Source organism: Acinetobacter sp. BWR-L5 (genome assembly GCF_039655985.1).
GTDB lineage: Bacteria > Pseudomonadota > Gammaproteobacteria > Pseudomonadales > Moraxellaceae > Acinetobacter > Acinetobacter johnsonii.
On the sequence record NZ_JAGFEV010000005.1, the window covers coordinates 246,933 to 272,667 of the forward strand.

At 43.3% G+C, this 25,735-nt stretch carries 25 protein-coding genes; 14 read left to right on the plus strand and 11 right to left on the minus strand.

Annotated elements, in window-relative coordinates; all coding sequences use genetic code 11:
- The first annotated feature begins 79 nt into the window (after positions 1-79).
- The 4 genes from JZ787_RS11060 to JZ787_RS11075 all read left to right on the plus strand — a co-directional run bounded on the left by JZ787_RS11060 (position 80) and on the right by JZ787_RS11075 (position 2,371).
- Entirely contained in the window at positions 80-445 is a 366-nt protein-coding gene (locus JZ787_RS11060) for a DUF423 domain-containing protein (protein ID WP_062033855.1), read from the plus strand.
- A gap of 19 nt (positions 446-464) precedes the next feature.
- Positions 465-662, plus strand: coding sequence for a sulfur carrier protein ThiS (gene thiS, locus JZ787_RS11065; protein WP_004696245.1), 198 nt, complete (start codon positions 465-467; stop codon positions 660-662).
- A 12-nt stretch (positions 663-674) separates the two neighbouring features.
- Entirely contained in the window at positions 675-1,460 is a 786-nt protein-coding gene (locus tag JZ787_RS11070) for a thiazole synthase (RefSeq protein ID WP_346312300.1), read from the plus strand.
- 185 nt (positions 1,461-1,645) lie between these two features.
- Positions 1,646-2,371 (plus strand): hypothetical protein, encoded by a 726-nt coding sequence (locus JZ787_RS11075; protein WP_346312301.1) that lies wholly within the window; start codon positions 1,646-1,648, stop codon positions 2,369-2,371.
- Positions 2,372-2,411: 40 nt separating this feature from the next.
- Here the strand turns inward: JZ787_RS11075 and JZ787_RS11080 are convergent, their stop codons facing one another.
- The 3 genes from JZ787_RS11080 to JZ787_RS11090 all read right to left on the minus strand — a co-directional run bounded on the left by JZ787_RS11080 (position 2,412) and on the right by JZ787_RS11090 (position 4,088).
- A complete protein-coding gene (locus tag JZ787_RS11080; RefSeq protein WP_178927663.1) occupies positions 2,412-2,723 on the minus strand; it encodes an antibiotic biosynthesis monooxygenase in 312 nt (103 codons plus the stop codon).
- 15 nt (positions 2,724-2,738) lie between these two features.
- A complete protein-coding gene (locus JZ787_RS11085) occupies positions 2,739-3,320 on the minus strand; it encodes an NAD(P)H-dependent oxidoreductase (protein ID WP_346312302.1) in 582 nt (193 codons plus the stop codon).
- A gap of 156 nt (positions 3,321-3,476) precedes the next feature.
- Positions 3,477-4,088: a glutathione binding-like protein gene (locus JZ787_RS11090; RefSeq protein WP_183174866.1), complete on the minus strand. Its 612-nt coding sequence runs from the start codon at positions 4,086-4,088 to the stop codon at positions 3,477-3,479.
- Between the two features lie 219 nt (positions 4,089-4,307).
- Between JZ787_RS11090 and JZ787_RS11095 the strand changes: the two genes are divergently transcribed.
- Positions 4,308-5,750, plus strand: a complete 1,443-nt coding sequence (locus JZ787_RS11095; RefSeq protein ID WP_346312303.1) for a SulP family inorganic anion transporter — start codon at positions 4,308-4,310, stop codon at positions 5,748-5,750.
- Positions 5,751-5,811: 61 nt separating this feature from the next.
- On the opposite strand, the gene JZ787_RS11100 is transcribed toward JZ787_RS11095, so the two are convergent.
- On the minus strand, positions 5,812-8,265 hold the full coding sequence (locus JZ787_RS11100; protein WP_346312353.1) for an ExeM/NucH family extracellular endonuclease: 2,454 nt from the start codon (positions 8,263-8,265) through the stop codon (positions 5,812-5,814).
- A 193-nt stretch (positions 8,266-8,458) separates the two neighbouring features.
- Here JZ787_RS11100 and trmB point away from each other — a divergent pair, with 193 nt between their 5' ends.
- Positions 8,459-9,175 carry a tRNA (guanosine(46)-N7)-methyltransferase TrmB gene (gene trmB / locus JZ787_RS11105; protein ID WP_005400603.1) on the plus strand — a complete coding sequence of 239 codons (717 nt, stop codon included), beginning with the start codon at positions 8,459-8,461 and terminating at the stop codon, positions 9,173-9,175.
- Positions 9,176-9,230: 55 nt separating this feature from the next.
- On the opposite strand, the gene JZ787_RS11110 is transcribed toward trmB, so the two are convergent.
- The 7 genes from JZ787_RS11110 to JZ787_RS11140 all read right to left on the minus strand — a co-directional run bounded on the left by JZ787_RS11110 (position 9,231) and on the right by JZ787_RS11140 (position 16,085).
- Positions 9,231-10,016 carry a fatty acid desaturase gene (locus tag JZ787_RS11110; protein WP_346312304.1) on the minus strand — a complete coding sequence of 262 codons (786 nt, stop codon included), beginning with the start codon at positions 10,014-10,016 and terminating at the stop codon, positions 9,231-9,233.
- Positions 10,017-10,143: 127 nt separating this feature from the next.
- Positions 10,144-10,917 carry a F420-dependent NADP oxidoreductase gene (locus tag JZ787_RS11115; RefSeq protein WP_346312305.1) on the minus strand — a complete coding sequence of 258 codons (774 nt, stop codon included), beginning with the start codon at positions 10,915-10,917 and terminating at the stop codon, positions 10,144-10,146.
- 90 nt (positions 10,918-11,007) lie between these two features.
- Complete coding sequence (locus JZ787_RS11120) at positions 11,008-11,805, minus strand: thioesterase family protein (RefSeq protein ID WP_346312306.1); 798 nt, start codon at positions 11,803-11,805, stop codon at positions 11,008-11,010.
- Between the two features lie 53 nt (positions 11,806-11,858).
- The gene (locus JZ787_RS11125) at positions 11,859-12,533 is read right to left on the minus strand and encodes a class I SAM-dependent methyltransferase (protein ID WP_346312307.1); all 675 of its coding nucleotides are present in this window, start codon (positions 12,531-12,533) and stop codon (positions 11,859-11,861) included.
- Positions 12,534-12,603: 70 nt separating this feature from the next.
- Positions 12,604-13,596: a biotin synthase BioB gene (gene bioB / locus JZ787_RS11130; RefSeq protein WP_346312308.1), complete on the minus strand. Its 993-nt coding sequence runs from the start codon at positions 13,594-13,596 to the stop codon at positions 12,604-12,606.
- A gap of 74 nt (positions 13,597-13,670) precedes the next feature.
- Complete coding sequence (locus tag JZ787_RS11135) at positions 13,671-15,359, minus strand: AMP-binding protein (protein WP_078426220.1); 1,689 nt, start codon at positions 15,357-15,359, stop codon at positions 13,671-13,673.
- 99 nt (positions 15,360-15,458) lie between these two features.
- Positions 15,459-16,085: a TetR/AcrR family transcriptional regulator gene (locus JZ787_RS11140; protein WP_004982268.1), complete on the minus strand. Its 627-nt coding sequence runs from the start codon at positions 16,083-16,085 to the stop codon at positions 15,459-15,461.
- Positions 16,086-16,233: 148 nt separating this feature from the next.
- On the opposite strand from JZ787_RS11140, the gene JZ787_RS11145 reads away from it, so the two are divergent.
- The 8 genes from JZ787_RS11145 to JZ787_RS11180 all read left to right on the plus strand — a co-directional run bounded on the left by JZ787_RS11145 (position 16,234) and on the right by JZ787_RS11180 (position 25,668).
- Positions 16,234-17,406: an isovaleryl-CoA dehydrogenase gene (locus JZ787_RS11145; RefSeq protein ID WP_346312309.1), complete on the plus strand. Its 1,173-nt coding sequence runs from the start codon at positions 16,234-16,236 to the stop codon at positions 17,404-17,406.
- A 36-nt stretch (positions 17,407-17,442) separates the two neighbouring features.
- Positions 17,443-19,044, plus strand: a complete 1,602-nt coding sequence (locus JZ787_RS11150; protein WP_062033822.1) for a carboxyl transferase domain-containing protein — start codon at positions 17,443-17,445, stop codon at positions 19,042-19,044.
- A 10-nt stretch (positions 19,045-19,054) separates the two neighbouring features.
- Positions 19,055-19,849 (plus strand): enoyl-CoA hydratase/isomerase family protein, encoded by a 795-nt coding sequence (locus tag JZ787_RS11155; RefSeq protein WP_151836394.1) that lies wholly within the window; start codon positions 19,055-19,057, stop codon positions 19,847-19,849.
- A gap of 20 nt (positions 19,850-19,869) precedes the next feature.
- On the plus strand, positions 19,870-21,861 hold the full coding sequence (locus tag JZ787_RS11160; protein WP_346312310.1) for an acetyl/propionyl/methylcrotonyl-CoA carboxylase subunit alpha: 1,992 nt from the start codon (positions 19,870-19,872) through the stop codon (positions 21,859-21,861).
- The gene (locus JZ787_RS11165; protein ID WP_346312311.1) at positions 21,858-22,760 is read left to right on the plus strand and encodes a hydroxymethylglutaryl-CoA lyase; all 903 of its coding nucleotides are present in this window, start codon (positions 21,858-21,860) and stop codon (positions 22,758-22,760) included. The genes JZ787_RS11160 and JZ787_RS11165 overlap by 4 nt, the downstream gene beginning before the upstream one ends.
- Positions 22,761-22,786: 26 nt before the next feature.
- Positions 22,787-23,491, plus strand: a complete 705-nt coding sequence (locus JZ787_RS11170; protein ID WP_346312312.1) for a CoA transferase subunit A — start codon at positions 22,787-22,789, stop codon at positions 23,489-23,491.
- A gap of 3 nt (positions 23,492-23,494) precedes the next feature.
- A complete protein-coding gene (locus tag JZ787_RS11175; RefSeq protein ID WP_346312313.1) occupies positions 23,495-24,124 on the plus strand; it encodes a CoA transferase subunit B in 630 nt (209 codons plus the stop codon).
- Between the two features lie 134 nt (positions 24,125-24,258).
- The gene (locus JZ787_RS11180) at positions 24,259-25,668 is read left to right on the plus strand and encodes a TIGR00366 family protein (RefSeq protein WP_346312314.1); all 1,410 of its coding nucleotides are present in this window, start codon (positions 24,259-24,261) and stop codon (positions 25,666-25,668) included.
- Positions 25,669-25,735: the final 67 nt, after the last annotated feature.

The following is a 25,735-nucleotide window of genomic DNA, read 5'->3' on the forward strand; positions in this document are numbered from 1 at the left end:
AATGAGGCTTTTTGTCTTTTAACCTTTCTTCAAAATATGCTACTTTGTTGCGCACAGTGATATAAGTAAAGCATTGCATATGTGGATTGCGATTTCAGCGCTGAATTTAGCGTTTGCCGTTATATTAGGTGCCTTTGGCGCACACGGTCTCAAAGCACGTGCTACTGAAGCCCAATTGGCTTGGTGGCAAACTGCAACTGATTACTTTTTTTACCATGCGCTTGGTTTACTGGCGCTCGGCATTTTGGCCAAAGTTATTCCTCAACTTCCCATCAAAACCAGCTTTTTACTGATTCAAATCGGCATCTTCTTTTTCTGTGGTTCCCTCTATGTCATGGCATTGGGCTTACCGCGTGGCCTAGGTGCGATTACCCCGATTGGTGGTGCATTGATGATTGCAGGTTGGTTGGTTCTGGCATGGAATGCCATGAAATATGCCAAGTAAACAACTAGAGATGAGCACGATGCAGATTTATTTAAACGGCGAACTACAGCACACCGAATGTAAAAACCTGCTTGAACTGGTGCAAACCTTTGCACTTGAAGGCAAACGTTTTGCTGTTGAGCAAAATGAAAATATTATTAGTAAAAGTAAATTGGAACACACTCCAATTTGTGCAATGGATCGAATTGAAATTATTCATGCCGTCGGTGGCGGTTAATACGGAGTTCACATGCAAGACAGCCCTCTCATCATTGGTTCTAGATCATTTCAATCTCGTCTACTGGTGGGCACAGGTAAATATAAGGACCTGCTAGAAACCGATTTGGCCATTCAAGCCAGTGGCGCAGAAATCGTGACTGTTGCTATTCGTCGGGTCAATATTGGTCAACACCCCGACCAACCAAACTTATTGTCCGTGGTCCCACCTGAAAAATACACCATTCTCCCAAATACAGCAGGCTGCTTTGATGCCAATAGTGCCGTGCGTACCTGTATGTTAGCGCGTGAATTATTAGACGGTCATAACTTGGTCAAGCTTGAGGTACTCGGTGATGAAAAAACGCTGTATCCAAACATTACCGAAACATTGAAAGCGGCACGTACCCTGATTGACGATGGTTTTGAAATCATGGTCTATACCTCGGATGACCCAATTGTGGCACATGAGCTTGAAAGCATGGGCTGTGTTGCCATCATGCCTTTAGGCAGTTTGATTGGTTCGGGTTTAGGAATTTTGAATCCACACACAATTTCTATTATTAAAGAAAATGCCAAAGTGCCTGTGTTGGTGGATGCTGGTGTGGGAACTGCAAGTGATGCAGCCATTGCAATGGAACTCGGCTGTGATGGCGTGTTGATGAATACCGCGATTGCTGCAGCTCAACACCCGATTTTAATGGCTTCTGCAATGAAAAAAGCAGTTGAAGCGGGTCGTGAAGCATTCCTCGCAGGTCGTATGCCTCGCAAACGTATGGCCAATGCAAGCTCACCAGAAACAGGTTATTTCTTTAAATAATCTCTTAATCTGTTTTAAGCAATAAAAAAGGACTCTTCGGAGTCCTTTTTTATTTATCTGAACACTAGGACAACACTTTATGATGACCTAGGTTGTAGGGACATTTCGCCACACGCTTTGATACACTCAGCAATACCCACCTTCAAACATCTATAACCATATAAAAATGAGAGGAAACGATGCCCATGCAAAAATGGATTAGACCAACACACATAGTCAATGCCCTATTTTTCATAACACTCACAAGCAATGCTTGGGCCAAAGTAGAGGCAAAACCGACTCTCAAAGTAAGTTACCAATCTTTTGTACCAAAAAACTGGAAGATTTTAGAAAAAGTCCAAGGCGATTTAAACCAAGATGGTCAAGCGGATATTGCCCTGATTATTGAAGACACCAATCCTGAACATATTGTTAAAAATGATCGCTTAGGGAGTGATGTCCTCAATATCAATGAACGAAAGCTTTTGGTTTTATTGAAGCAAACGCATGGTTATCAACTTGCGGCGACTAATACTACTTTGCCGACAGAAGGCGATATAGAGTCCCCTTGCCTCGCTGATCCACTCGGTGAGACTGAAGCATTAAGTATTCAAAAGGGCGTGCTCAAAGTTCATCTGCACTACTGGTTAAGCTGTGGTTCGTGGTATGTGACCAATCACACGTATACCTTCCGATACCAAGACCGTGCATTTAAACTGATTGGTTATGATGTCGATGATTTCCACCGTGCATCAGGCGACATCACGGCGCGAAGTATCAACTTTATGACAGGCAAAGTAAAAAGTACAACAGGTGAAAATGAGTTTGCTGAAACAACACAACCTGTCAAAGTTCAATGGTCAACATTAAAACAGCGTTATGCATTGAAACTCGAACAGGTTCAGTTTAATGAAACACTGGAGTTTAAATAAACGGAGCGAAGAAAAGCGCTGTCAAACTCATATGCATCACTTATTGCGCTTCTAAAATACGAATTTGCACATGAGCAACTGCCCCTTCGGTTGCTTGAGCATGTTGCTGCATATTGACACTGTGCATATGTGTTTCTAAATGCTGCATACTTTCCCATTTTTCATACATCATGATTGAAAACGGTACTTTGGTTTGTAATGCACTCTCAACAGCAGGATGATCGATATGCACATCATAGAGATGGCAACCGGGCTCTTGTAATACTTGCTCACGGATGTTGTTGAATGAATCAAGAACCGTTTTAAAATCTTGCTCTGAATGACAAATGATTTCAGCAATGACAGTTAACATACTCGCATCTCCCAATTAAGCAAAAACTTGCGTCAAATGCTCACGGTACTGTGCCATATAGGCTTCAACTTCAGGTGCTTTAATCACATCATTGACAATAAACGTCGGTAAGGTTTGCATCCCTAAAAATTGATTGGCTTTGTGAAAAGGTAAATAAACCCCGTCGACCCCAACCCCATGGAAAAATTGTTCAGCATCATTAAATGCATCCATTGGCGCATTCCATGTCAACGACAGCATATAGTTTTTATCGTGAATCAGACCGCCTGAACCATATTTTTTTGAAGCGTCCGAACGTGAGCGACCATCATTGGCATACAGACTACCGTGCCCTTCGGTAAAGACATCATCGATATACTTTTTCACAGTCCACGGCGCACCCATCCACCAACCTGGCATTTGGTAAATCACGGTGTCTGCCCACAGAAATTTCTCCACTTCAACTTTTGCATCATATTCGCTGTCGGCACGGGTTACTTGAACCTGATGTCCTAAGCCTGACAAGACCTCTTGTGCAAATTCAGTTAAGGTATCGTTTAACTGACCATTCGAGTGTGCAAAAGTTTTTGCACCGTTAATTAATAAAATATTTTTCATTGGAAGAGCCTAAAAGCCAAAATCTATGTAGGCACTATAGAGACTCTGTTCAGCGCTAAAAAGTAGTGAATCTGCAAAATATTATTGACTAAATATCAACAATAAACTTTAGAGTAATAAAAAAGCGCCTCTCGGCGCTTCTTCAATGCATCAAAATTAAGGAATTAGACCTTCATCTCGCATTGCAATTTGTACAGACTGACGTTCAGCCACTTTATTACGGATAAAGATAATATTTTTATACGGCGATAAATCATGTTCGATGACATTTGACCAATTGGTGAGGACAAATAAATACGCATCTGCAGGTCCAAAATTATCATCAACCAAATAGTCATGATCCGACTCACCAATTTGTTTGTCGATATAACTAAGTAAACGATCAATCTCTGCATAGGCTTTTTCTTTAGCAACAGCGTCTAATGGCGCACCAAAGAAAACAGCATAAGCATCGTGCAATTCAGAGTTTAAATAACCTAGCCATTCTAAAACTTTGGCACGCCCCAAACCTGATGGCGGAATAAGATCCTGTTTTGGATCATGTTGTGCTAAAAATGGCAAAATGGCTACATTTTCAGTCAGAATCAAACCTGGATTAATCTCTAAAGCGGGGACATATCCTTTTGGATTAATTTCGTAATAATCAGCACCTTTTTCTGTTTTATGTGTTTTTAAATCTACTCGGACTAAATCAAAGTCAACATTAATTTCATTGAGGATAATGTGCGCCGCAAGCGAGCACGCACCCGGTGCATAATAAAGCTTCATATCTGATCCTTGTTATAACTCTATTCTCTGTTTTAAATGGCTTCTAACAAACTTTCAAGTGATCAAAACCTGTAAATTGCAAAAAAGCGTAAACGAAAAATCATTCGTTCGCCTATTGAATATTGTCTAATTCACATTTTTTTTCAAGTACAACAACACTGCAATTTGCAACAGAGTTGTTTTATCATAGCCCCCTTGACCCTAAAATGAATTTGATCTGTGATTAGCTTTAAAAAAGATGAATGGTTTTCTAACATTCGTACCGATGTTCTTGCTGGTTTAGTGGTAGGACTTGCACTGATTCCCGAATCTATTGCTTTTTCAGCAATTGCAGGTGTAGACCCTCAAGTCGGACTGTATGCCTCCTTTTGTATCGCAGTGAGCATTGCTTTTTTTGGTGGTCGTCCAGCCATGATTTCAGCAGCAACAGGCGCCATGGCCCTACTCATGATCACGCTGGTCAAAGAGCATGGTTTACAGTATTTACTGGCGGCAACCATTCTCACTGGGGTCATTCAAATCATTGCAGGTTATTTTAAAGTCGCCAAACTGATGCGTTTTGTGTCGCAGTCAGTGGTGTATGGTTTTTTAAATGCACTGGCGATTTTAATCTTCGTGGCACAACTTCCAGAGCTCAGCCAAATGAATTACTGGGGCTATGCATTTGTCGCTCTTGGCCTCGCTGTGATTTATCTGTTTCCCTATCTGCCTAAAGTAGGGAAAACCATTCCTTCACCGCTCATTTGTATTCTCGTCCTGACCGCCTTAGCACTATTTTTAAGTACGGATATGCGTATGGTCAGTGACTTAGGTCATTTCCCTGATACTTTACCTCTTTTTCTACTGCCTGATATTCCACTGACCTTTGAAACGCTGCAAATTGTCTTCCCTTACGCCATCACATTAGCGACCGTCGGTTTGCTTGAAAGCATGATGACCACCACAGTAGTGAATGAAGTCACAGGTACTGAAGGTGACCGTCATCAAGAATGCCGTGGACAAGGCATAGCCAATATTGTAAGCGGTTTTATGGGCGGTATGGCAGGTTGTGCCATGATTGGACAGTCTGCGATTAATGTCAGCTCAGGTGCACGTACTCGACTTTCAACCTTAGTGGCAGGTGTGTTTTTACTGTGTTTGGTGGTGTTTTTTAAAGACTGGCTGTCCTATATTCCAATGGCAGCGCTGGTTGCAATCATGATCATGGTGGCATTTACAACCTTCCAATGGGACTCAGTTAAAAACATCGCTAAACACCCGCTACAAAGTAATGTAGTGATGCTCAGTGTCGTGATCATTGTCTTAGCCACACATAATCTTGCTTTGGGTGTCTTTGTCGGAGTTTTACTGTCCGCATTATTTTTCATTAACAAGCTGGAAAGTACGGTTCATGTTCAGTCTGAACTGCATAACCATACTCGTCGCTATGTGGTGAGTGGTCAAATTTTCTTTAGCAGCTCAGAGAAATTCTTTCAGTTTTTTGACTTTAACGAACACATTCAGAAGGTTGAAATTGAACTCAGCCATGCACATATTTGGGACATAACCTCAGTTAATATGCTCAATGCGGTAGTGGAAAAATTCCAAGCGCATGGGATTGTGATCGAAGTCATTGGTTTAAATGAAGCCAGTAACACGCTTATTGACCGCATCAGTTCATAAAGTTGAAACCATAGACCAAATAAAAGGGCGACAACGCCCTTTTATTTTCGATGCAATTTACCTAAGGCAGATTCTTTCGTCGTCTTAAACGGCTATACAATGCCAAACTAATTAATCCTAAAGCAGACCACAGCCCTGTACTCCCCGCACTGGTTTTTTTATCTTCATTCACCCCTGCATCGTTTAGGTCTAAATCCACAATCACAGGATCGTGGTCAGAAGAGCGGTAAGCATCGTCCGCATAGAATGCAGCAATTTGCTCCTCAGTTTTATATTCTTCGTTATAGTCCAGTGCCGTCGGCTCATCCGCATTGATATGCCATGCAAATGCTTTTTTCACTAAAGGATAAAGCGTTGCATCCGCTATCGCATGGTCTAAGTTGCCTGCCCCACCATAACCTTGAGTATTACTGGCAACACCAAAAACATAGCTATACGCTGTTTTCCCTTGACCAATTTTTTCATCGTTTAAAAGCACTTTATAGTTGGCTTGTTCAAGTGCCAAAATGGGATCTTCTTTGGCATAACTGTTCAGATCACCCAACAGTAGAACATTCGGCTGACTGACCTGTGTTGGATTCTTCGTGACCCACTGCATTAAGTCTTGTACCGCTTTAACGCGGGTTGGATTCCAGCAACCTTGACCATCGCCCTGATCGGCCTCTATTGAAGTTTTATCCTCTGGACAGCTACCTTTAGACTTCAAATGGTTCGGAATAACTGTAAAAGTCTTCCCGCCTGATAAGGCTTGAAAGGTCTGCGCCATCGTGACTCGGTTTTTCTGGCTCTGGTCATCAAAGACCGCTGCAACATTGATTGGTTTGACCCGCTTAGCATTATAAATAATAGCAACAGCAATCGCATCGGTTCCGAGTTTGTCAGCATTTGGAGGCGTTACATATTTCCAGTCACTCCCCAGCGCTTGAGCTAAATAAGCAACTGCACTACGCTCGCTATAACCATTGTTGGCAATTTCCATCAGACCATAAACATCTGCATCAATCGCTTTTAATGCACTGACAATTTTCTGATGTTGCTTTTTAAACTCAGCTTCGGAACTTGCACCACGTTCAGTTGGAAAACCTTGTGCCAAACCATTGTCATAATTCAGTACATTAAATGCTGCAACACGAACTTGTTGTGTAGCCTTTGCTGGAACGCTTGCACGTGGGTTTGTCGCGTCTAAGACTTGTGGCGCTGTTGCCCCAAGCACAGGTTGAATTCGCCATTGGTTATAGCGGTATTCTAAAATGCCTTGTACATTTTGCAGTTGTGCACCTGTACGTAGGGTGTTTTTAGCACTAAAGGTCGTTGGCAACCATGGCGTCCTGTTCTGATTGTTATAACCATCATCCAAAATGAGTTTAGAACGTAAATTTTGTTGTGCCAGTGCTTTGGCCTCGGTTGAATGGGCAGGATATAGATTGGTTGGGATATATAAACGCGCGGGGCTTAAAGCCAGTTCTCCAAAACGCCCATAGTTATAGTTTTCACTGACCGTTAAGGTTTGAGGAATATTGACCAACATGCCTTGATAACGTTTCGGTGCATGGCCTGACATTTCAGTCAAATTATCAAAGGGCAAGTTGATCGCCATTGGTTTAACCCAATCACTTGCCGAAGGATTACATACATTAATATCGCTACTTAAATCTTGAAGCTGTAATTGGTTTTGATAGGTTTTTAACTTGCCTTTGAAAATGACTTCCTGCCCGACTTGCCCACCTGTCACGCTACTTGAAGATGGAATATAGACAAACACCGCATTGCTGGTATTGGCTTGGGCTTGAATATCTGGGGTTTGAACAAAGAAACCTGAGAAACCATTGTTATAACGATAATCAGCAGTGATTACGCCTTTTACCACATATTCCGCATCTTGCGCTGCATTTTGCAATGTCGCAATTGGGGTAGCTGTCGTACTACAGCTCACGGTGCTTAGAGGCGGTGCCGTACTTCCAGCCAGATAACTGGAAAATGCGTTTCGGTCTGACCATTTTTCCCATGCCGATGCCAAATCAAATGGTGCGGTAACGTCAATCCCTGCACTGGATACATTATTACTTAATAATGTACGTTTAAAACTATTCGCTGTTGCAACACTACCCCATCCAGTGCTTGGTCTTTCGCCCACTGTACCAAAGCGGTCAATCGCAACGCCATTATGATAAAGCACCAAAGTGTCGTCACCATTGAAAGCTAAGTTCGCCTGCTGTTGCACCGTATCGCCTAGAGCTTCTTTTAAAGCAGAATGCCCGACTAGATAATGCCCCTTTGCTGCCAATTGCCCTGTCAAACTCACCGTCAAATTTGCACTGCTACTGCCATTTGCGTATTGCTTGATCTGATATTCTGCCAAGTTGACCGTCGTCGGATCTGGATTATAAATTTCCAATCCTTTCTTATTTGAAGTTCCATCTACATACTGACTAAACAATAACTGTGCATAGGCAGGAAAGGAACAACCCGCCAAAATCAGGCTCAGGCTTAATATCTGTGGCTTAAAATTTTTCATCATTTTTTTATCAGTTGGTTAAATCAGCTGGCAGGTTAATTTTTATTCGTTACATCATGATTAATAAATGATGACAGTTTCTAGGCTGCGCAAACATGGTGGTGCTGAATTTAATAAATTCTGAGTAAAAAATTTGACTTGTCCTGCTCAGGACTTACAATACCGCTTTCGAATTTCTACATCTGCCAAAATTATGACGAATGATCAATTAGACCAGCAAGTCGTCGAGCTAGACAACTTAAATGAACACCGCGAAATTGTGACATTTATGCGTCGTTCATCTCCGCTGAACACCTCGCAACGCACTGCGCTTGAACAATATGGTCACATGATTTTGGAATACCCTGTAGGTGACCTACGCCAGCAGTTTGAACATCCAGAGCGTCCGCTCACGGTTGAAATTGGCTTTGGTATGGGACGTTCATTGGTCTTGATGGCGCAGGCCAACCCTGAACGTAACTATGTCGGGATTGAAGTGCATGTTCCGGGGATTGCGCAATGTGTGTATGAAGCTGGAATTGCAGGTTTAACCAATCTTCGTCTTTTAGATGCCGATGCCATTCAAGTATTACGTGAAATGCCAGATAACAGCATTAACGCTGTGCAACTGTACTTTCCAGACCCGTGGCAGAAAAAACGTCACTTCAAACGTCGTTTCGTTTCCCATGACCGTATGCCACTGGTTGAGCAAAAGTTGGAAATGGGTGGCACATTCCACGCTGCAACAGATTGGGAACCGTATGCAGAGTGGATGATTGATGTACTCGATAACCGTCCAAATCTTGAAAATATGGCAGGTAAAGGTAACAGTTACCCACGTCCAGACTGGCGTCCACAAACTAAATTTGAACGTCGTGGACTCGAAGAAGGTCATAAGATTAACGACTTCTTATTTAAGAAAATTAAATAAATTTTAGATCTTCAAAAAATAGGGTCTAGTGCCCTATTTTTTTATGTTTGAATTGTTAGAACACATGCCTAATTTCAACCGTTGGATCATGTTCATCCAAACGTTTTGCCAAAATATGTAAACATCGTGTCGGCACTGCGGGAAACAAATGATGTTCCACATGATAAAACATGTTGTAGGTCACGACCCGTTTAAACTCATTACGCACAGTACGCGCCATATACACATGATCTTCCGTATCATGATGCACCGTCCATACCGCAAAAAATGCCGTCATACATTGCCCAATCAACATAGCACTGACATGGTATTTTAAAATACTGATATCCAAGATCACAAAAACCAAAAACAATACAATGACGTTGGCAACCAGTTCAGCAGACATCCATTTTTTCTGGGTTTTAGTCCCAACCTCAAAGGCTTTTTTATGTAATATCCATGGAAAAACTGGGCCAAAAAGCAAAGCTTGCCACCACTTCATGGTTGCACTTTTCGCTTCAATATCTTCGTCCTGCATACAGTGCTGATGGTGTCGCAGGTGATTAATTTGTACTGCATGCATCGAGCCCAACATGACGATGCTCAAAACAAACATGACCCAATGAGTCGCAGGACGGCTAATCCCTAAGGCAAAATGAAAAGCGTTATGCACCTGTCTGAGTCCTGTTAAGAAAAACATAAACGAGCAAAACAGCGCCAAGACATACCACTGTAAACCTGCAAAAATGAAAGAGACGATCAACCACGGTAAAGAGATAAATAACTCACTAATCACATCGGTACGGCCTAACTGAACGAGATCTTTCCACTGCACTTGCTCTAATAATGAATGTGAACGCATACGCCCTCTATTTGTTTGTATTTATTTTAAGCAACACTGTACCGAATCTTAGAGCATAAAAAAAGCCACGTTTTCAGTGGCTTTGCTTATTCTTTGTGACTTGCTTCTTCGTTTATTATTTTAAACATCAACTGTGACGTTGACTGATCTGCTGACTCATTAAGGCATACACTTCAGCAAGATCTGCTCGTTGAGCTTGCGCAAGCATCTGTTGATGCATCTGTAGAATATTCTGATCCTGACGCATCGCAGGGCCAGTTTGCATCTGCTTCGGATCATTCTGTGTGGCTTTCTGTGCGGTTTCTAAGATCAAGGGATACAAGAGATTAAAATCGACCTGCTCTGCATCCACCACTTGTTTCGCCATGTCATAACAATAATTACTAAAATTACAGGCAAAAACAGCCGCTAAATGCAAACTTAGACGCTGCGCAGAGCTGTAGCTATACACGCGTTGGCTCAGGCTTTCTGCCAGTGTATGTAGTCTTTGAAGATCCGTATTTTCAGTGGCTTCTACAAACAACGGTGTATTTGACCAATCAATTTCACGTTCTAGGCTAAAGGTCTGTAAGGGGTAAAAAACCCCTGCACGTGTATGTTGCGTCGCCAAAACTGAAAGCGCTGTACTCCCCGAAGTATGTACAATCAACACATTCGGCAGATATTCAGTCAATGCCGAAATTACACTCGGAATAGACTGATCACTTACCGCAATAATCACCAAATCAACATCAGCATTTAACTGCTTAAAATGGCTGACCGCCTTTGCATGTGCGACTTGCGCTAAATCTGTAGCTTTGTCAAAGCTTCGGCTATAAATATTGACGATTTCATGCTGAGACATCAGGGCTTTGGCTAAATGATGAGCCACCCGCCCGGCTCCAATTAAACTGATCCGCATCTTCATTTCACTATTTTAAAGTGCCTACAGCATGCCAATAAAAAAAGGATGAAGCAATTCATCCTTTTTTATTAAATTGACACTGCCCCACTAAAACTTACGAAGAGTCAAAATCTGTTCACTACGGCCAAATGGCCCCTGCTCATCGTGCAAAACTGCACTGGTTAAACCGATACCATCATCACCATATTGTTGAGTCGCTTCCAAACCCAACCATTTCCCTTGGGGTAGGCGGTATAGATGCAGTTGTAGGTCTAAATTGGGAAAGCCCCATCCAGATGCTGGATTTTGACGTGGCACAATACCGTTGGCTGTATCCACCATACCCAATAAGCGCACAAAACTTGATGTTTTCTGAGCTTCCACCATGTCCAAATCATTATGTAACCAGACAATGCCTTTACCAGCACGGTGCCCTTCTGCCGCACGTGTCTCAATACTCTGAATATAACCACCCGGCCAACATTTCATCCCATCCCATACTGGCAAAGTTTCAGGATGTACAATCGATTGATCTTCCAACCCTGCAATTGCACTGGTATCTTGCTTCATCATTTTCCAAGCACGGGCCACAATACAAGTCTTCCCGTTTGCCTGCATTTCCGCCTCGATCAGTTCAATGGTTTTTCCAGCACGAATGACACGGGTATGCACGGTAAACTCACCAAAAGCAATCAATCCAAAAATATCTAAACTCACGCGTCCAATGCGCATCTCATCGCGTGGTTGAAACAGCTCTAACTCTGCACACAAAACCCCTGTTGCTGGTGCCATGTGCTGTTCATGCGGGTTCCATGCGCCTTGTGCATGAATATTGGAAAGATACGACGCTGTACAGCTCCCATCACTGTGCTGTTCACGATTTAAAAGTTGATAATAGGCTGCCATGTGTATTCCTTCATTATTATCTTTAAAATGTATCTTTTCACTGCTATTGGTTTTTACTTTTGTGCAAAAAAACCATAATAATTCAACAGTTGACTATAAGTTCGTACTTCATGAAATCCAACTTTAGTCAGAAGCTCTCGCATCTGACTGGCCGAGACCAAATAAAAATCTTGTTGCAGGCGCTCAATCATTTTTTCACTCTGCACCACCGTCAAACCATTGCTCTGACATAAAATTTGTAAAACCTTGAGTTCAGTGTCATCACTAGAGCTCATCAGGTCATAGCTCAGTAAAATAGCTTGTGTTTTAAGACAGCGTAAAATGTCGGCAAAGAAGAATGACTTTGCTTCAAGTGGAATAAAATGCGCCACCAATATGGCTAAAGCGGCATCAAACTGTGCACTTTCCTGTAATGCCGTCGTATCACCATGCACAAAGCGAACCCGCGTTAAATCACTATGGGTCTCGCTCAATAACTGCTGCGCTTTTTCAATCATGGTCAAAGATGGGTCAACAGCGGTAAAACTCCACGTTGGATGCTGCGCCAATAAATATGAAAGCTCATAACCTGTACCACACCCCACAATCAATACTTGCGCATGTTCTGGTAGATGTGTTTTGAAAATGGCTTGAATTTGCAGATGGACCAACTCATAACCTGGGATGAGCTTACGAATATGTTGATCATAACCATCCACTACAGTTTGACTCTGAAAGTCTTTCGCCATTTTATTGTCCACTCATCTACTTTTATTCTTCGCCCTAAATCTACACATTCATGACCGCATGTTCTAGCACTTAAGCCACAGCCATAGCATCGACTGTTAACTCAGCAAGTTGCGGTTTGGCTTTTTCTGCATGTAGACCCAGTTTTTGAAAGAGTTGTTGGTCCTTACCTTGTGCTGTATTTGGCGTAGTCAGCAACTTTTCACCAGAAAACAGTGAGTTTGCACCAGCCATAAAAGCCAAAGCTTGGTCGGCATCGGACAAAGATTCACGTCCTGCGGACAGACGAATATAGCTTTTCGGCATAATAATGCGCGCTACCGCAATAGTGCGAATCCACTCTGTCACATCTAACTTGTCAACTTCTGCCAAAGGCGTACCTTGCATTGGAACCAGCATGTTGATCGGCACAGACTCAGGATGTATCGGTAAAGTCGCCAATTCAAACAATAAACCAATTCGATCTTTGGTCTCTTCACCTAGGCCAACAATCCCGCCACTGCACACTTTTAAACCTGCTTCTCGAACATGACTTAAGGTATCCAAACGGTCATCAAAACTACGGGTACTAATCACATTTGGGTAGTATTCACGAGACGTGTCTAAGTTATGGTTGTAATAATCGAGTCCTGCACCTTTTAAACGTTCGGCTTGTGAAGCATTCAACATGCCTAAAGTCATACAAGTTTCTAAACCCAGTGCTTTAACTTCACGCACCATATCCAAGACATAAGGCATATCGCGTTCATGTGGATTGCGCCATGCCGCGCCCATACAAAACCGAGTAGAACCCGAGGCCTTCGCCTGTTGTGCTTCGCTAATGACCTTTTCAACCGCAATTCTTTTTTCAGCTTCAAGCTTTGAGTCATAGCGCGCAGACTGTGAACAGTATTTGCAGTCTTCAGGGCATTTACCTGTTTTGATCGACAGTAAAGTACTGACTTGGATGGCATTCGCTTCAAAGTACTGACGATGAATTTGCTGTGCTCGAAAGACCAAATCTAAAAAAGGCTGTTGGTAGAGTGCTTGTATTTCAGCGCGAGTCCAATCATTTCTCAGGTGCATATGCTATTCCTTTTGCTTTTCACTTCGGACTTTCCTTTGGCTTTAACCCAGCAAAGGAAAGTCCGTCTTCAACCTTATGCGATTTCTTTCAAATCCAGTTCATTACGCATAAATTCCTGCAATTTAAACTTCTGCGCTTTGCCCGAAGCCGTCATTGGGAACTCATTAAAAAACCGGACATAACGTGGAACTTTATTGTGTGAAATGTGTTCCGCACAGTACTGACGGATCGACTCTTCAGTAATTTCATGATGCTCATGTAAAATAATACAAGCACACAACTCTTCACCATAACGCGCATCGGGCAGACCAATGACTTGGACATCACTGACATCAGGATGGGTATATAAAAAGTCTTCGATTTCTTTCGGGAATAGGTTTTCTCCGCCACGAATGACCACATCCTTAATCCGGCCTTTAATTTTCACAAAACCGGCTTCGTCCATTTCTGCGATGTCGCCCGTATGCATCCAACGAGCTGAATCAATCACTTCTTGCGACTTTTCATGATCTTCCCAATACCCCAACATCACCGAATAGCCACGAACACACAGTTCACCCAACTGACCACGTGGCACGACTTTGCCTTGTTCATCTACAATTTTAATTTCAAGATGTGGATGGACGCGCCCCACGGTTCCGACCCGTTGTTCAACTGAATCTGATGTTGAACTTTGTGCACTGACAGGTGCCGTTTCAGTCATACCATAGCAAATGGTAATTTCGGACATATGCATCCGATCAATAACACGTTGCATAATTTCACGTGGACAAGGACTGCCCGCCATAATGCCTGTACGTAAACTGGAAAGATCAAAATCATCGAACTGTTCATGCTCTAAAATAGCAATGAACATGGTCGGTACACCGTATGCAGCCGTACATTTTTCCTGCTGAATGGCTTTTAACGTTTCTAAAGGATTAAACACCGCCGATGGATAGACCATGGTTGAACCATGCGTAATACAGGCCAAATTACCCATCACCATACCGAAACAGTGAAAGAGCGGTACAGAAATACAAACACGATCGGCTGGACTTAAGTGAATGGCTTCACCAACAAAATAACCATTATTTAAAATATTATTATGTGTCAGCATTGTGCCTTTCGGGTTACCCGTGGTGCCCGAAGTAAACTGGATATTGATGGTTTCATCAAACTGCGATTCGCTTGCAACGAGCTCTAGTTGATTGAGCTGTCTCTTGCTGGGGGGAGTGAGCAAATCGCTAAAACGATGCAAACCCGTATGCTCTTCTTCATCAATTTTAATAATATATTTCAAATGTGGCAGTCGTTCTGCCTTTAACACTTTATTTTCAGCACCTTTAATTTCAGGTGCAATTTTCATTAGAATATCTTGATAATTCGTGCTTTTAAATTGCGATGCAATGACCAAGCCCTTACATGACACTTTATTCAACACATACTCAAGTTCATTGCTTTTATAGGCAGGGTTCAAGTTAACTAAAATGATGCCTGCTTTAAACGCAGCAAACTGGGTAATCGTCCATTCCACACAGTTCGGTGACCAAATCGCAAGTCGATCGCCTTTCTTCAAGCCCAGTTTTAGTAAACTACAGGCAAACGCATTGACCTGAGTTTGCAATTCCTTATACGTGAGTCTGACATTTTGATGCAGGCTGACAACAGCATCTTGTTCCGCATACTGCTGACAAGCCTGATCAAATTTCTCACCAATCGTCATGCCTAATAGGGGCTGACTGCTCGTTCCATAGGCATAACTTAACCGTTCTTGTGTCATCGAATCGATCTCCTTGATTCATTGTAATCTTGTTATTCAACTTTAATTGTTCTATGACTACTTCCCTTCAAACACCAAGCCTTGTGTTCACACCTGCTACTATTTTTCCTCCTGAACCTGAACTGCATTGACACAAAATTCGGCAATTTGTTTCACAAAGTAGTCTTTATAGTTTTGATCAAACATCACATTTCGAGACGGATTTAAAGGCTCAATCACCACAAAAGTCATGGCGCCGACCACACAAAGTGCTGCGGTATTTAAATCTTCAAATCCAAACTCACCGTTAATTTTCCCTGCGGCCAGTATTTCTTTGATGCTCTGTTTAATCAGCTGTTTACTGCGAAAACGTTCATGTTCTAACTCAGCATCGACTGGCTCAAACATGAGTGAATACGCAAGTTGGGGGCTATTCATAGCACGTTTCACAAACGTGGTTACCGCCTTGTCCAATTTCTGTTTTGACGAGAGCTCACTTTCAGCAATGTGATTTAAAATTTTCACCTCATGCTGAATGGCCTCAGACAAAACCTCAATTAACACTTGGCTTTTATTATCGAAGTATCGATACACCAAACCACTCGAAACACCCGCGCGTTCAGCAATTGCTTGAATTTGCGCGTCTTTAATCCCCCCTTGAGCAATAAGTTCACGAGCGGATTGCAAAATCGCTTCACGATTTTGTTCCATTCGCTCTTGCATCAACGATGATCTTTTATAACTCATAATTCTATTCTCAACCAGATAAAATGAATTGTAAATCAATTTGTGAATTTTAGTTCACTTTTTTAAAAATTCGATGTATTGTAAAAATCAAGCACAACAAAAATGCTTTATCAGGAACAATAAATACACTCATAGGACGAATGAAGAAATGACCCTACAAAGCTTAAATTTCGGTTTAGATGAAACACTCATTGCACTGCGTGATTCCGTTGCGGCTTTTTGTGCCAAAGAAATTACTCCTATTGCTCAACAAGTCGATCAGAACAACGAATTTCCAGCTCAGTTGTGGAAAAAATTTGGCAATATGGGCTTACTCGGTCTGACCGTCAGTGAAGAATATGGCGGTACAGGCCTAGGTTATTTAGCGCATATCATTGCCATGCAAGAAATCTCACGTGCTTCCGCTTCGATAGGTCTTTCTTATGGTGCACATTCTAACCTATGTGTGAATCAAATTAACCGAAACGGTAGCGAGGAACAAAAGCAGCGCTATTTACCGAAGCTGATTTCAGGTGAATACGTCGGTGCACTTGCCATGTCTGAACCAAACGCAGGCTCAGACGTAGTCAGCATGAAACTCAAAGCTGAAGATTGTGGCGATCACTTCCTGTTAAATGGTTCAAAAATGTGGATCACCAATGGCGGTGATGCTGATGTACTTGTGGTGTATGCCAAAACTGATTTACATGCAGGGGCTAAAGGCATGACGGCTTTCCTTGTAGAAAAAGACATGGACGGTTTTAGCCACGGCACACATTTAGACAAGTTGGGTATGCGCGGTTCGAACACTTATCCGCTGTTCTTTGACAACGTGAAAGTACCAAAAGAAAACGTGATGGGTGGTGTAGGAAACGGCACGAAAGTACTCATGAGTGGTTTGGACTATGAGCGTGCGGTTTTAAGCGCAGGTCCTTTAGGCATTATGGATGCCTGCATGGACACCGTGATTCCCTATATCCATGACCGTAAACAATTCGGACAAGCGCTCGGTGAATTCCAGCTAATGCAAGGAAAAATTGCCGATATGTATTCGACATGGTTGGCGTGTAAGGCACTGGTCTATGCTGTGGGTGCTGAATGCGATAAGGCTGACCATAGCCGTAGCCTACGTAAAGACGCAGCCAGTGCAATTTTATATGCTGCGGAAAAAGCCACGTGGATGGCGGGTGAAACCATTCAGACCTTAGGTGGAAATGGTTATATCAATGAATTTTCTGCAGGCCGTCTATGGCGTGATGCAAAACTCTATGAAATTGGCGCGGGAACTTCTGAAATTCGCCGTATGTTGATTGGCCGTGAACTGTTTAATGAAACAGCTTAACCCTCCACAACAATAAAAATGACAAGGATGTTCGTGATGAATCAATTACATAGCAAGATCAATATTCGAAGTGAAGACTTCAAAACCAACCAAACCGCAATGCAAAGCTTGGTCGATGACTTAAAACAAAAAGCAGAACAAATTGCTTTAGGCGGCGGTGAAGCGGCGCGACAAAAACATTTGGCACGCGGAAAACTGTTAGCACGTGATCGTATTGATCAGTTAATTGATGCAGGCACGGCATTCCTTGAAATTGGTCAGTTGGCGGCACAAAACGTCTATGCAGACGATGTGCCTGCGGCTGGTGTCGTTGCTGGTGTAGGTCAGGTCAATGGTGTGACCTGTATGATCGTCGCCAACGATGCGACAGTGAAAGGCGGCACGTACTACCCACTGACTGTTAAAAAACACTTACGTGCTCAAGAAATTGCGGAGCAAAACCATCTGCCATGTATTTATTTGGTGGACTCAGGTGGTGCATATTTACCGATGCAGGACGAAGTTTTCCCTGACCGTGATCACTTTGGCCGTATTTTCTATAATCAAGCACGCATGTCGAGCATGGGAATTGCCCAAATTGCGGTAGTAATGGGCAGTTGTACAGCTGGGGGTGCATACGTACCTGCCATGTCTGATGAAACCATTATTGTGCGTAATCAAGGGACGATTTTCTTAGGTGGCCCACCGCTGGTGAAAGCAGCAACAGGTGAAGTGGTCAGCAGTGAAGACTTAGGCGGTGGTGATGTGCATACTCGCCTGTCTGGTGTAGCGGATCATTTGGCTGAGAACGACGAACATGCAATTGCCATTGCACGTAACATCGTAGCCAACCTGAATAAAACACCACATACGCGTGCAACAGAGATTGAAGAACCGTTATTTGATGCAACTGAACTGTATGGTGTTGTGCCAAGTGATGCACGAAAGCCATTCGATATTCGTGAAGTGATTGCGCGTATTGTCGATGGTTCACGGTTTGATGAATTCAAAGCCCGCTTTGGCACCACCTTAGTCACAGGTTTTGCCAAAATCTACGGCATGCCCGTTGGCATTATTGCAAACAACGGTATTTTATTTTCAGAGTCTGCACAAAAAGGGGCTCACTTTATTGAACTCTGTACGCAGCGCAATATTCCTCTTCTGTTCCTTCAAAACATTACTGGCTTTATGGTCGGTCGCCAATATGAAAATGAAGGCATTGCCAAAAATGGCGCTAAACTGGTCATGGCTGTTGCAACTGCAAATGTCCCGAAACTTACCCTTGTGATTGGTGGTTCATTTGGTGCAGGCAACTACGGTATGTGTGGTCGTGCCTATTCTCCACGCTTCATGTGGACATGGCCGAACTCGCGTATTTCGGTCATGGGTGGTGAACAAGCGGCAAGTGTATTGTCGACCTTAAAGCGTGATCAAATCGAAAAACGTGGCGAGTCTTGGTCTGCGGCAGAAGAAGATGATTTCAAACAACCTTTCCGTGACCAATTTGAACGTCAAGGCCATCCATATTATGCATCGGCGCGTTTGTGGGATGACGGTGTGATTGATCCTGCACAAAGCCGTCAGGTGCTCGGTTTAAGTTTAGCTGCAGCCTTAAATGCACCGATTCAACCGACCAAATTTGGCGTGTTCCGCATGTAGGAGATGAGCGATGAGCTTTCAATATTTACAACTCGAACAACGTGACCAAGTGGCAACGGTATGGATTAATCGTGCAGAAATGCACAATGCCTTCAATACTCAAGTAATTGAAGAACTGCACCGCTGCTTTAGCGAACTCAATACGCGTGATGATGTCCGTGTGGTGATTTTAGCAGGACGTGGCAAAAGCTTCTCGGCGGGTGCTGACCTGAACTGGATGAAAGAAGCAGGACAAGCCTCACAGGCTGAAAATGAAGCCGATGCATTAAAACTAGCGAAAATGCTACAAAGCTTAGCAACATTAAAACAGCCGACCATCGCCCGTGTGCAAGGCATTGCTTTTGGTGGTGGGATGGGACTGGCTTCTGCCTGTGATATTTGTGTGGCAAGCAGCGATGCTAAGTTTGCAACCTCTGAAGTGCGCTTAGGTTTAGCCCCTTCAACCATTAGCCCTTATGTGATTCGTGCGATTGGTGCACGTCAGGCTTCACGCTACTTTTTAACCGCAGAGCGTATTTCTGCGGAGCAAGCCCTACACATTGGTCTAGCGCATGTGGTGGCCGATGCTGAACAGTTAGATGAAAAAGTCGCAGAAATGGTCGATGCCTTACTTTTGGGTGGGCCAGAAGCACAAACGTCTTCAAAACAACTCATCCAAATGGTCGACCAGCAAGTGTTAACTGAAGCATTGTTGTTGCAAACCGCACAACATATTGCCCATGTACGCCAAGGATCAGAGGCGAAAAATGGCTTAAATGCTTTTTTAAATAAACACAGTCCAGTCTGGATCAAGACGACGGCATAACAACAAGAAAGGATATCGATATGTTTAATAAAATCTTAATTGCAAACCGTGGTGAAATTGCTTGTCGTGTGATCCGAACTGCAAAAAAAATGGGCATTGCCACCGTTGCAGTCTATTCAGATGCTGACGCTCAAGCACAGCACGTGCAACAAGCCGACGAAGCCATTTATATCGGCGAATCCCCTGCTGCACAAAGCTATCTACAAATTGAACGTATTATCCAAGCTGCCTTAGACACAGGTGCTGAAGCAATTCATCCGGGTTATGGCTTTTTATCTGAAAATGACCAATTTGCCAATGCCTGCCAAAAAAACAACATTGTCTTTATTGGTCCACCTGTAGATGCCATTTTAGCCATGGGCCTCAAAGCCACTTCTAAATCCTTAATGGAGAAAGCAGGTGTACCGCTGACACCGGGCTACCATGGCACCAACCAAGATCCTGATTTTTTAAAACAACAAGCCGATGCCATTGGCTACCCTGTGCTGATTAAAGCCAGTGCTGGCGGTGGTGGTAAAGGCATGCGTTTGGTTGATCGCGGTGAAGACTTTTTAAGCCATTTGGCTTCATGTAAAAGTGAGGCGCGTTCAAGCTTTGGCAATGACGATGTACTGGTTGAACGCTATGTAGTACAACCGCGCCATATTGAAGTGCAAGTTTTTGGTGATACACATGGTAACTATGTGCACCTCTTTGAACGCGATTGTTCGGTACAACGTCGCCATCAAAAAGTATTAGAAGAAGCACCTGCACCCAAAATGGCAGAGCCAAAACTCGAAGCCATGCGCCAAGCCGCTATTGATGCAGCACGTGCAGTGGATTATGTCGGTGCAGGGACAGTTGAGTTTATTGTGGAACAAGACGGCACGGCGTATTTCATGGAAATGAATACTCGCCTGCAAGTTGAGCATCCTGTAACAGAGATGATTACAGGGCAAGATTTGGTGGAATGGCAACTACGTGTCGCTTTTGGTGAACCGCTGCCTAAACAACAACACGAGCTCAGTATTCATGGTCATGCATTAGAAGCGCGTGTCTATGCTGAAGAGCCTGAAAAAGGTTTCTTACCTGCGATTGGGAAAATCCACTACCTGCACTACCCTCAGCAAAATGAGCATGTCCGTGTAGACAGTGGCATTGTTGAAGGTGATGAAATCACGACCTTTTACGACCCAATGATTGCCAAATTAATTGTTTGGGCAAAGAATCGTGAAGCAGCACTCACCCAAATGCATCATGCACTGAGTCAATTTCATGTCGATGGCTTGGGCAATAACATTGCATTCTTAGACCGTTTGGTCCGTTCAGAGTCTTTTAAAACCGCCAACCTAGACACCAACTTAATTCAACGTGAAGAAGCATTTTTACTGCAACACAATGAAACTTCCTCTTCAGAGCTCATCATCACGGCGGCATTGATTGAACTCTTGTCTCGCTTTGCCAGCAATAAAATAGCTGCAAATCCTGTATGGCAAACCGACTCTCTATGGCGTTTAAATATTAATGCTAGCTATGCCATTAAACTGGCACTAAACGATGAAGAACATAAAGTCTATTTCAGCCCAGCGGCAAAAGGCTTTACAGCAAAGTACAATGGAAATAGCGTTTTCATTCAGGGTGAATTGTTAGAGGCACATTTAGCTAAAATTGAATGTGCAACAAGCAAAAAGACCTATGCTTATAGTTCAAATGCACACGGCCTAACCCTGTATGCAGATGGCCAAAGCTATAAGTTTGCACATATTAAGCCTAACTTTAATACGGAAGATGATGCTTCTGATGCCAACAACTTAAAAGCACCAATGCCGGGTGTGATCACGCAAGTCTTGGTACAAAATAACAGCGCAGTGAAAAAAGATGATGTACTCCTCACACTTGAAGCGATGAAAATTGAATATTCAATTCGTGCTCCACATGACGGCATTGTCTCTGCGGCTTATTTCCAAGTCGGTGATCAGGTCAAAGCGGGTGATGAATTGGTTGAGTTTTCAAGCTTGGAAGGTGCCGCATGAGTGAATTTGTCAGAATTGTCGAAGTCGGGCCGCGAGATGGTTTGCAAAATGAAAAGACACCGCTCACCTTGGATGACCGTCGTAAACTGATTTTAGATTTAATGCAGACAGGACTCAGTGCCATTGAAGTAGGCTCTTGCGTCTCTGCAAAGTGGGTTCCACAAATGGCACAGAGTGATGAACTCTTTGTCAGCTTACCCAAAGATCCGAATATCAGTTTTAGTTTACTGACTCCGAACTTGAAAGGGCTTGAGTCTGCTTTGGCAGTCGGCTGTCAGGAGGTTGCCGTTTTTACTGCAGCTTCCGAAAGCTTTACCCAAAAAAACATCAATTGCTCTATTGATGAAAGCTTTGAAAAATTTGCAGACATCATGACTGCGGCGAAAGCCCATAACATCAAAGTGCGTGGTTATGTGTCTTGTATTGTCGACTGCCCCTATGAAGGCGCAATTGCACCGAGCAAAGTTGCACACGTCAGTCAACGTTTGCTGGACATGGGCTGCTATGAAGTGTCCTTAGGTGAAACGATTGGCACGGCGACACCAGACCGCGTGAAAAAAGTCTGGCAGGCATGTTTAGCTGAAATGGATGCCGCGAGTTTAGCAGGACATTTTCATAATACCTATGGCATGGCCATTGCCAATATTTACCAGTCTTTAGAACAAGGCATTCGTGTATTTGATTCGTCCATTGCAGGTCTAGGTGGCTGCCCTTATGCCAAAGGTGCATCGGGCAATGTCTCCACAGAAGACCTTTACTACCTACTCTCCAACATGGGCTATGACACAGGGATTGATCTTGATGCACTGATGATTGCCAGCCAAAACATCAGCCAAGTATTACAACGTACCAATCCATCTAACTATGCCAATGCCTACTGGCAAAAGCGCTGTGCCTAAGCCATTCAATTGATAACGAGAACACTATGGTCAATAAAGTTTATTCAAGTGCAAAGGATGCACTACAAGATGTGGTTCAAGATGGTCAAACCCTAGCGGTTGGTGGCTTTGGTTTATGCGGTATTCCAGAAACTCTAATTACGGCCTTAAAACAAACGGGCGTGAAAAACCTCACCTGTATTTCAAACAATGCAGGCGTCGATGGTTTCGGCTTAGGACTCTTATTAGAAACCAAACAAATCAAAAAAATGATTGCCTCTTATGTAGGTGAAAACAAAGAATTTGAACGTCAGTTCTTAAGTGGTGAACTTGAAGTGGAGCTTACCCCTCAAGGCACGCTGGCAGAAAAACTCCGTGCTGGAGGTGCAGGTATCCCTGCCTTCTTTACCGCAACAGGCGTAGGTACGCTCATCGCTGAAGGCAAAGAAGAGCGTGAGTTTAATGGCAAACCATATATTCTAGAAAACTCGCTCACCGCTGACATTGCACTCGTGAAGGCGTACAAGGCCGATACTGCAGGTAACTTAATTTTCCGTAAAACCGCACAAAACTTTAACCCTGTATGTGCCATGGCTGGAAAAGTCTGCATTGTCGAAGTTGAGGAAATTGTTGAAATTGGCGCTTTAGACCCAGACCAGATTCATCTGCCGGGTATTTATGTCAATCGCATTGTGCTAAATGCAACCCCTGAAAAACGTATCGAACAACTCACATTAAAAGAGGAGGCTTAACCCATGGCTTGGTCTCGTAATGAAATGGCACAACGTGCAGCGCTTGAGCTGGAAGATGGTTTTTATGTCAATTTAGGCATTGGCTTACCCACACTGGTGGCCAACTATATTCCTGAAAACGTCAACGTCTGGTTGCAGTCTGAAAATGGATTGTTAGGTATTGGCGAGTTTCCAACAGCCGAAACAGTCGATGCCGATTTAATCAATGCTGGAAAACAAACTGTTACTGCACGTCAGGGCGCCGCATTTTTCTCTAGTGCAGATTCTTTTGCCATGATCCGTGGAGGTCATGTCAATATTGCCATTTTAGGGGCAATGGAGGTCTCACAAAATGGCGATTTGGCCAACTGGATGATTCCGGGTAAAAAAGTCAAAGGCATGGGTGGCGCGATGGATTTGGTTGCTGGAGTACAAAAAGTGGTGGTGCTCATGGAACACTCTGCAAAAGACGGTACGCCGAAAATTGTCGAGCAGTGTAGCCTGCCCCTGACAGGTAAAAATGTCGTACATCGCGTGATTACTGACCTCGGTGTCATGGACATTACGCATGAAGGTGTCAAATTAGTTGAACTGGCGAAAGATGTCAGTATTGAAGACATTCAAAAAGTGACAGGTGTTGCTCTGATCCGCTAATTCGACATCATTTATACAATAGAAAAAATAATCCAATGCCTTTAAAGCAGCGATCCTGTTTTAAAGGCATTTCTATCAGCACGGATAGGCTGAATCAAAAATTCATACCTCATAGATAAAAATGGAATCAATGCATGGAAAACTCTCAAAATATTTTGCAACGTTTTGCACTACGTGTCAGTGATTGGTCGGAGAAATGGTTTCCAGACTCTTATATTTTTGCCCTATTGGGTGTCGTGATCGTCGCGATTGCCTCGATCAGCATTGGCGCACCTGCCAAAGATGTCGCAGTGTCCTTTGGTGATGGTTTTTGGAGTCTGATCCCTTTTACCTTACAAATGTGTATGCTGATTGTGGTTGGTTACGTGGTTTCTGTTTCAAAGCCTGTAGAGCTGCTGATTCAAAAAATGGCCCGAATTCCCCATAGTGGCCGCGGTGCGATTGTTCTTGTTGCCACGGTCAGTTTATTAATTTCGCTGATTAACTGGGCCATGAGTACGGTACTGACTGCCCTGCTGGTGATTGCGTTAGCTAAACGCAAAGAACTCAATATGGACTATCGTGCTGCCGCTGCCGCCGCGATTATTGGTATGGGAGCAACGTGGGCCTTAGGTATTAGTTCTTCTGCGGCACAACTGCAAGCCAACAAAGCCAGCCTGCCCGAATCGATTTACAATCTAACCGGTGTGATTCCCTTCACCGAAACCATTTTCTTGCCTCAGTCGATGATCATGACGGCTGTATTGATTATTGCCTCGATTGCTATTGCATTTTGGTCTGCACCCAAAGGGCAAGACATTAAAACCATTGATCAATTCCCCATCCAGTTTGAGGAAGAAACTAAGCCGACAGCAACCACAAAACGCCCAGGAGACTGGTTAGAGAACTCGCCTTTATTGAGTATCTTGATTGTGCTCTTGGGTCTAGTTTGGATGTTCAATGAGTTCAGCAAAAGTAATCCGATCTTGGCCATTTCAAGCCTAAATACCTACAACTTTATTTTCCTGATGCTGGGTATTGCACTACATGGTACGCCACGAAATTTCCTCAATGCTGTCACCAAAGCCGTGCCAGCAGTCTCAGGTGTCCTGATTCAGTTTCCGCTGTATGGCAGTATCGCCTTTATGATGACGCAAGCACTGAACAGTCATGATTTGTCGCTATCACATTATATTGCTGATTTTTTTGTTTCGATTGCCTCCAAAGAAACCTTTGCCATTGTGATGGGCTTATATTCTGCCATTTTAGGCTTTTTCATTCCTTCTGGCGGTGGTAAGTGGATTATTGAAGCACCCTATGTCATGCAAGCTGCACATGATTTAAAAGTGCATTTAGGCTGGTCGGTGCAAATCTATAATGCTGCTGAAGCCTTGCCGAATTTAATCAATCCATTTTTTATGCTGCCAATGCTTGGCATTCTCAAATTAAAAGCCAAAGATGTGATTGGCTTTACCGTCACTCAATTGGTTTTCCACCTACCTTTGGTGCTGTTCCTGCTTTGGATTTTAGGCCGTAGCCTGACCTATATGCCACCTACCTTCTAAACGAGGACAAAAAATACAATCTAAATAAAAAAGGACGAATCATATTCGTCCTTTTCTCATTCTATAA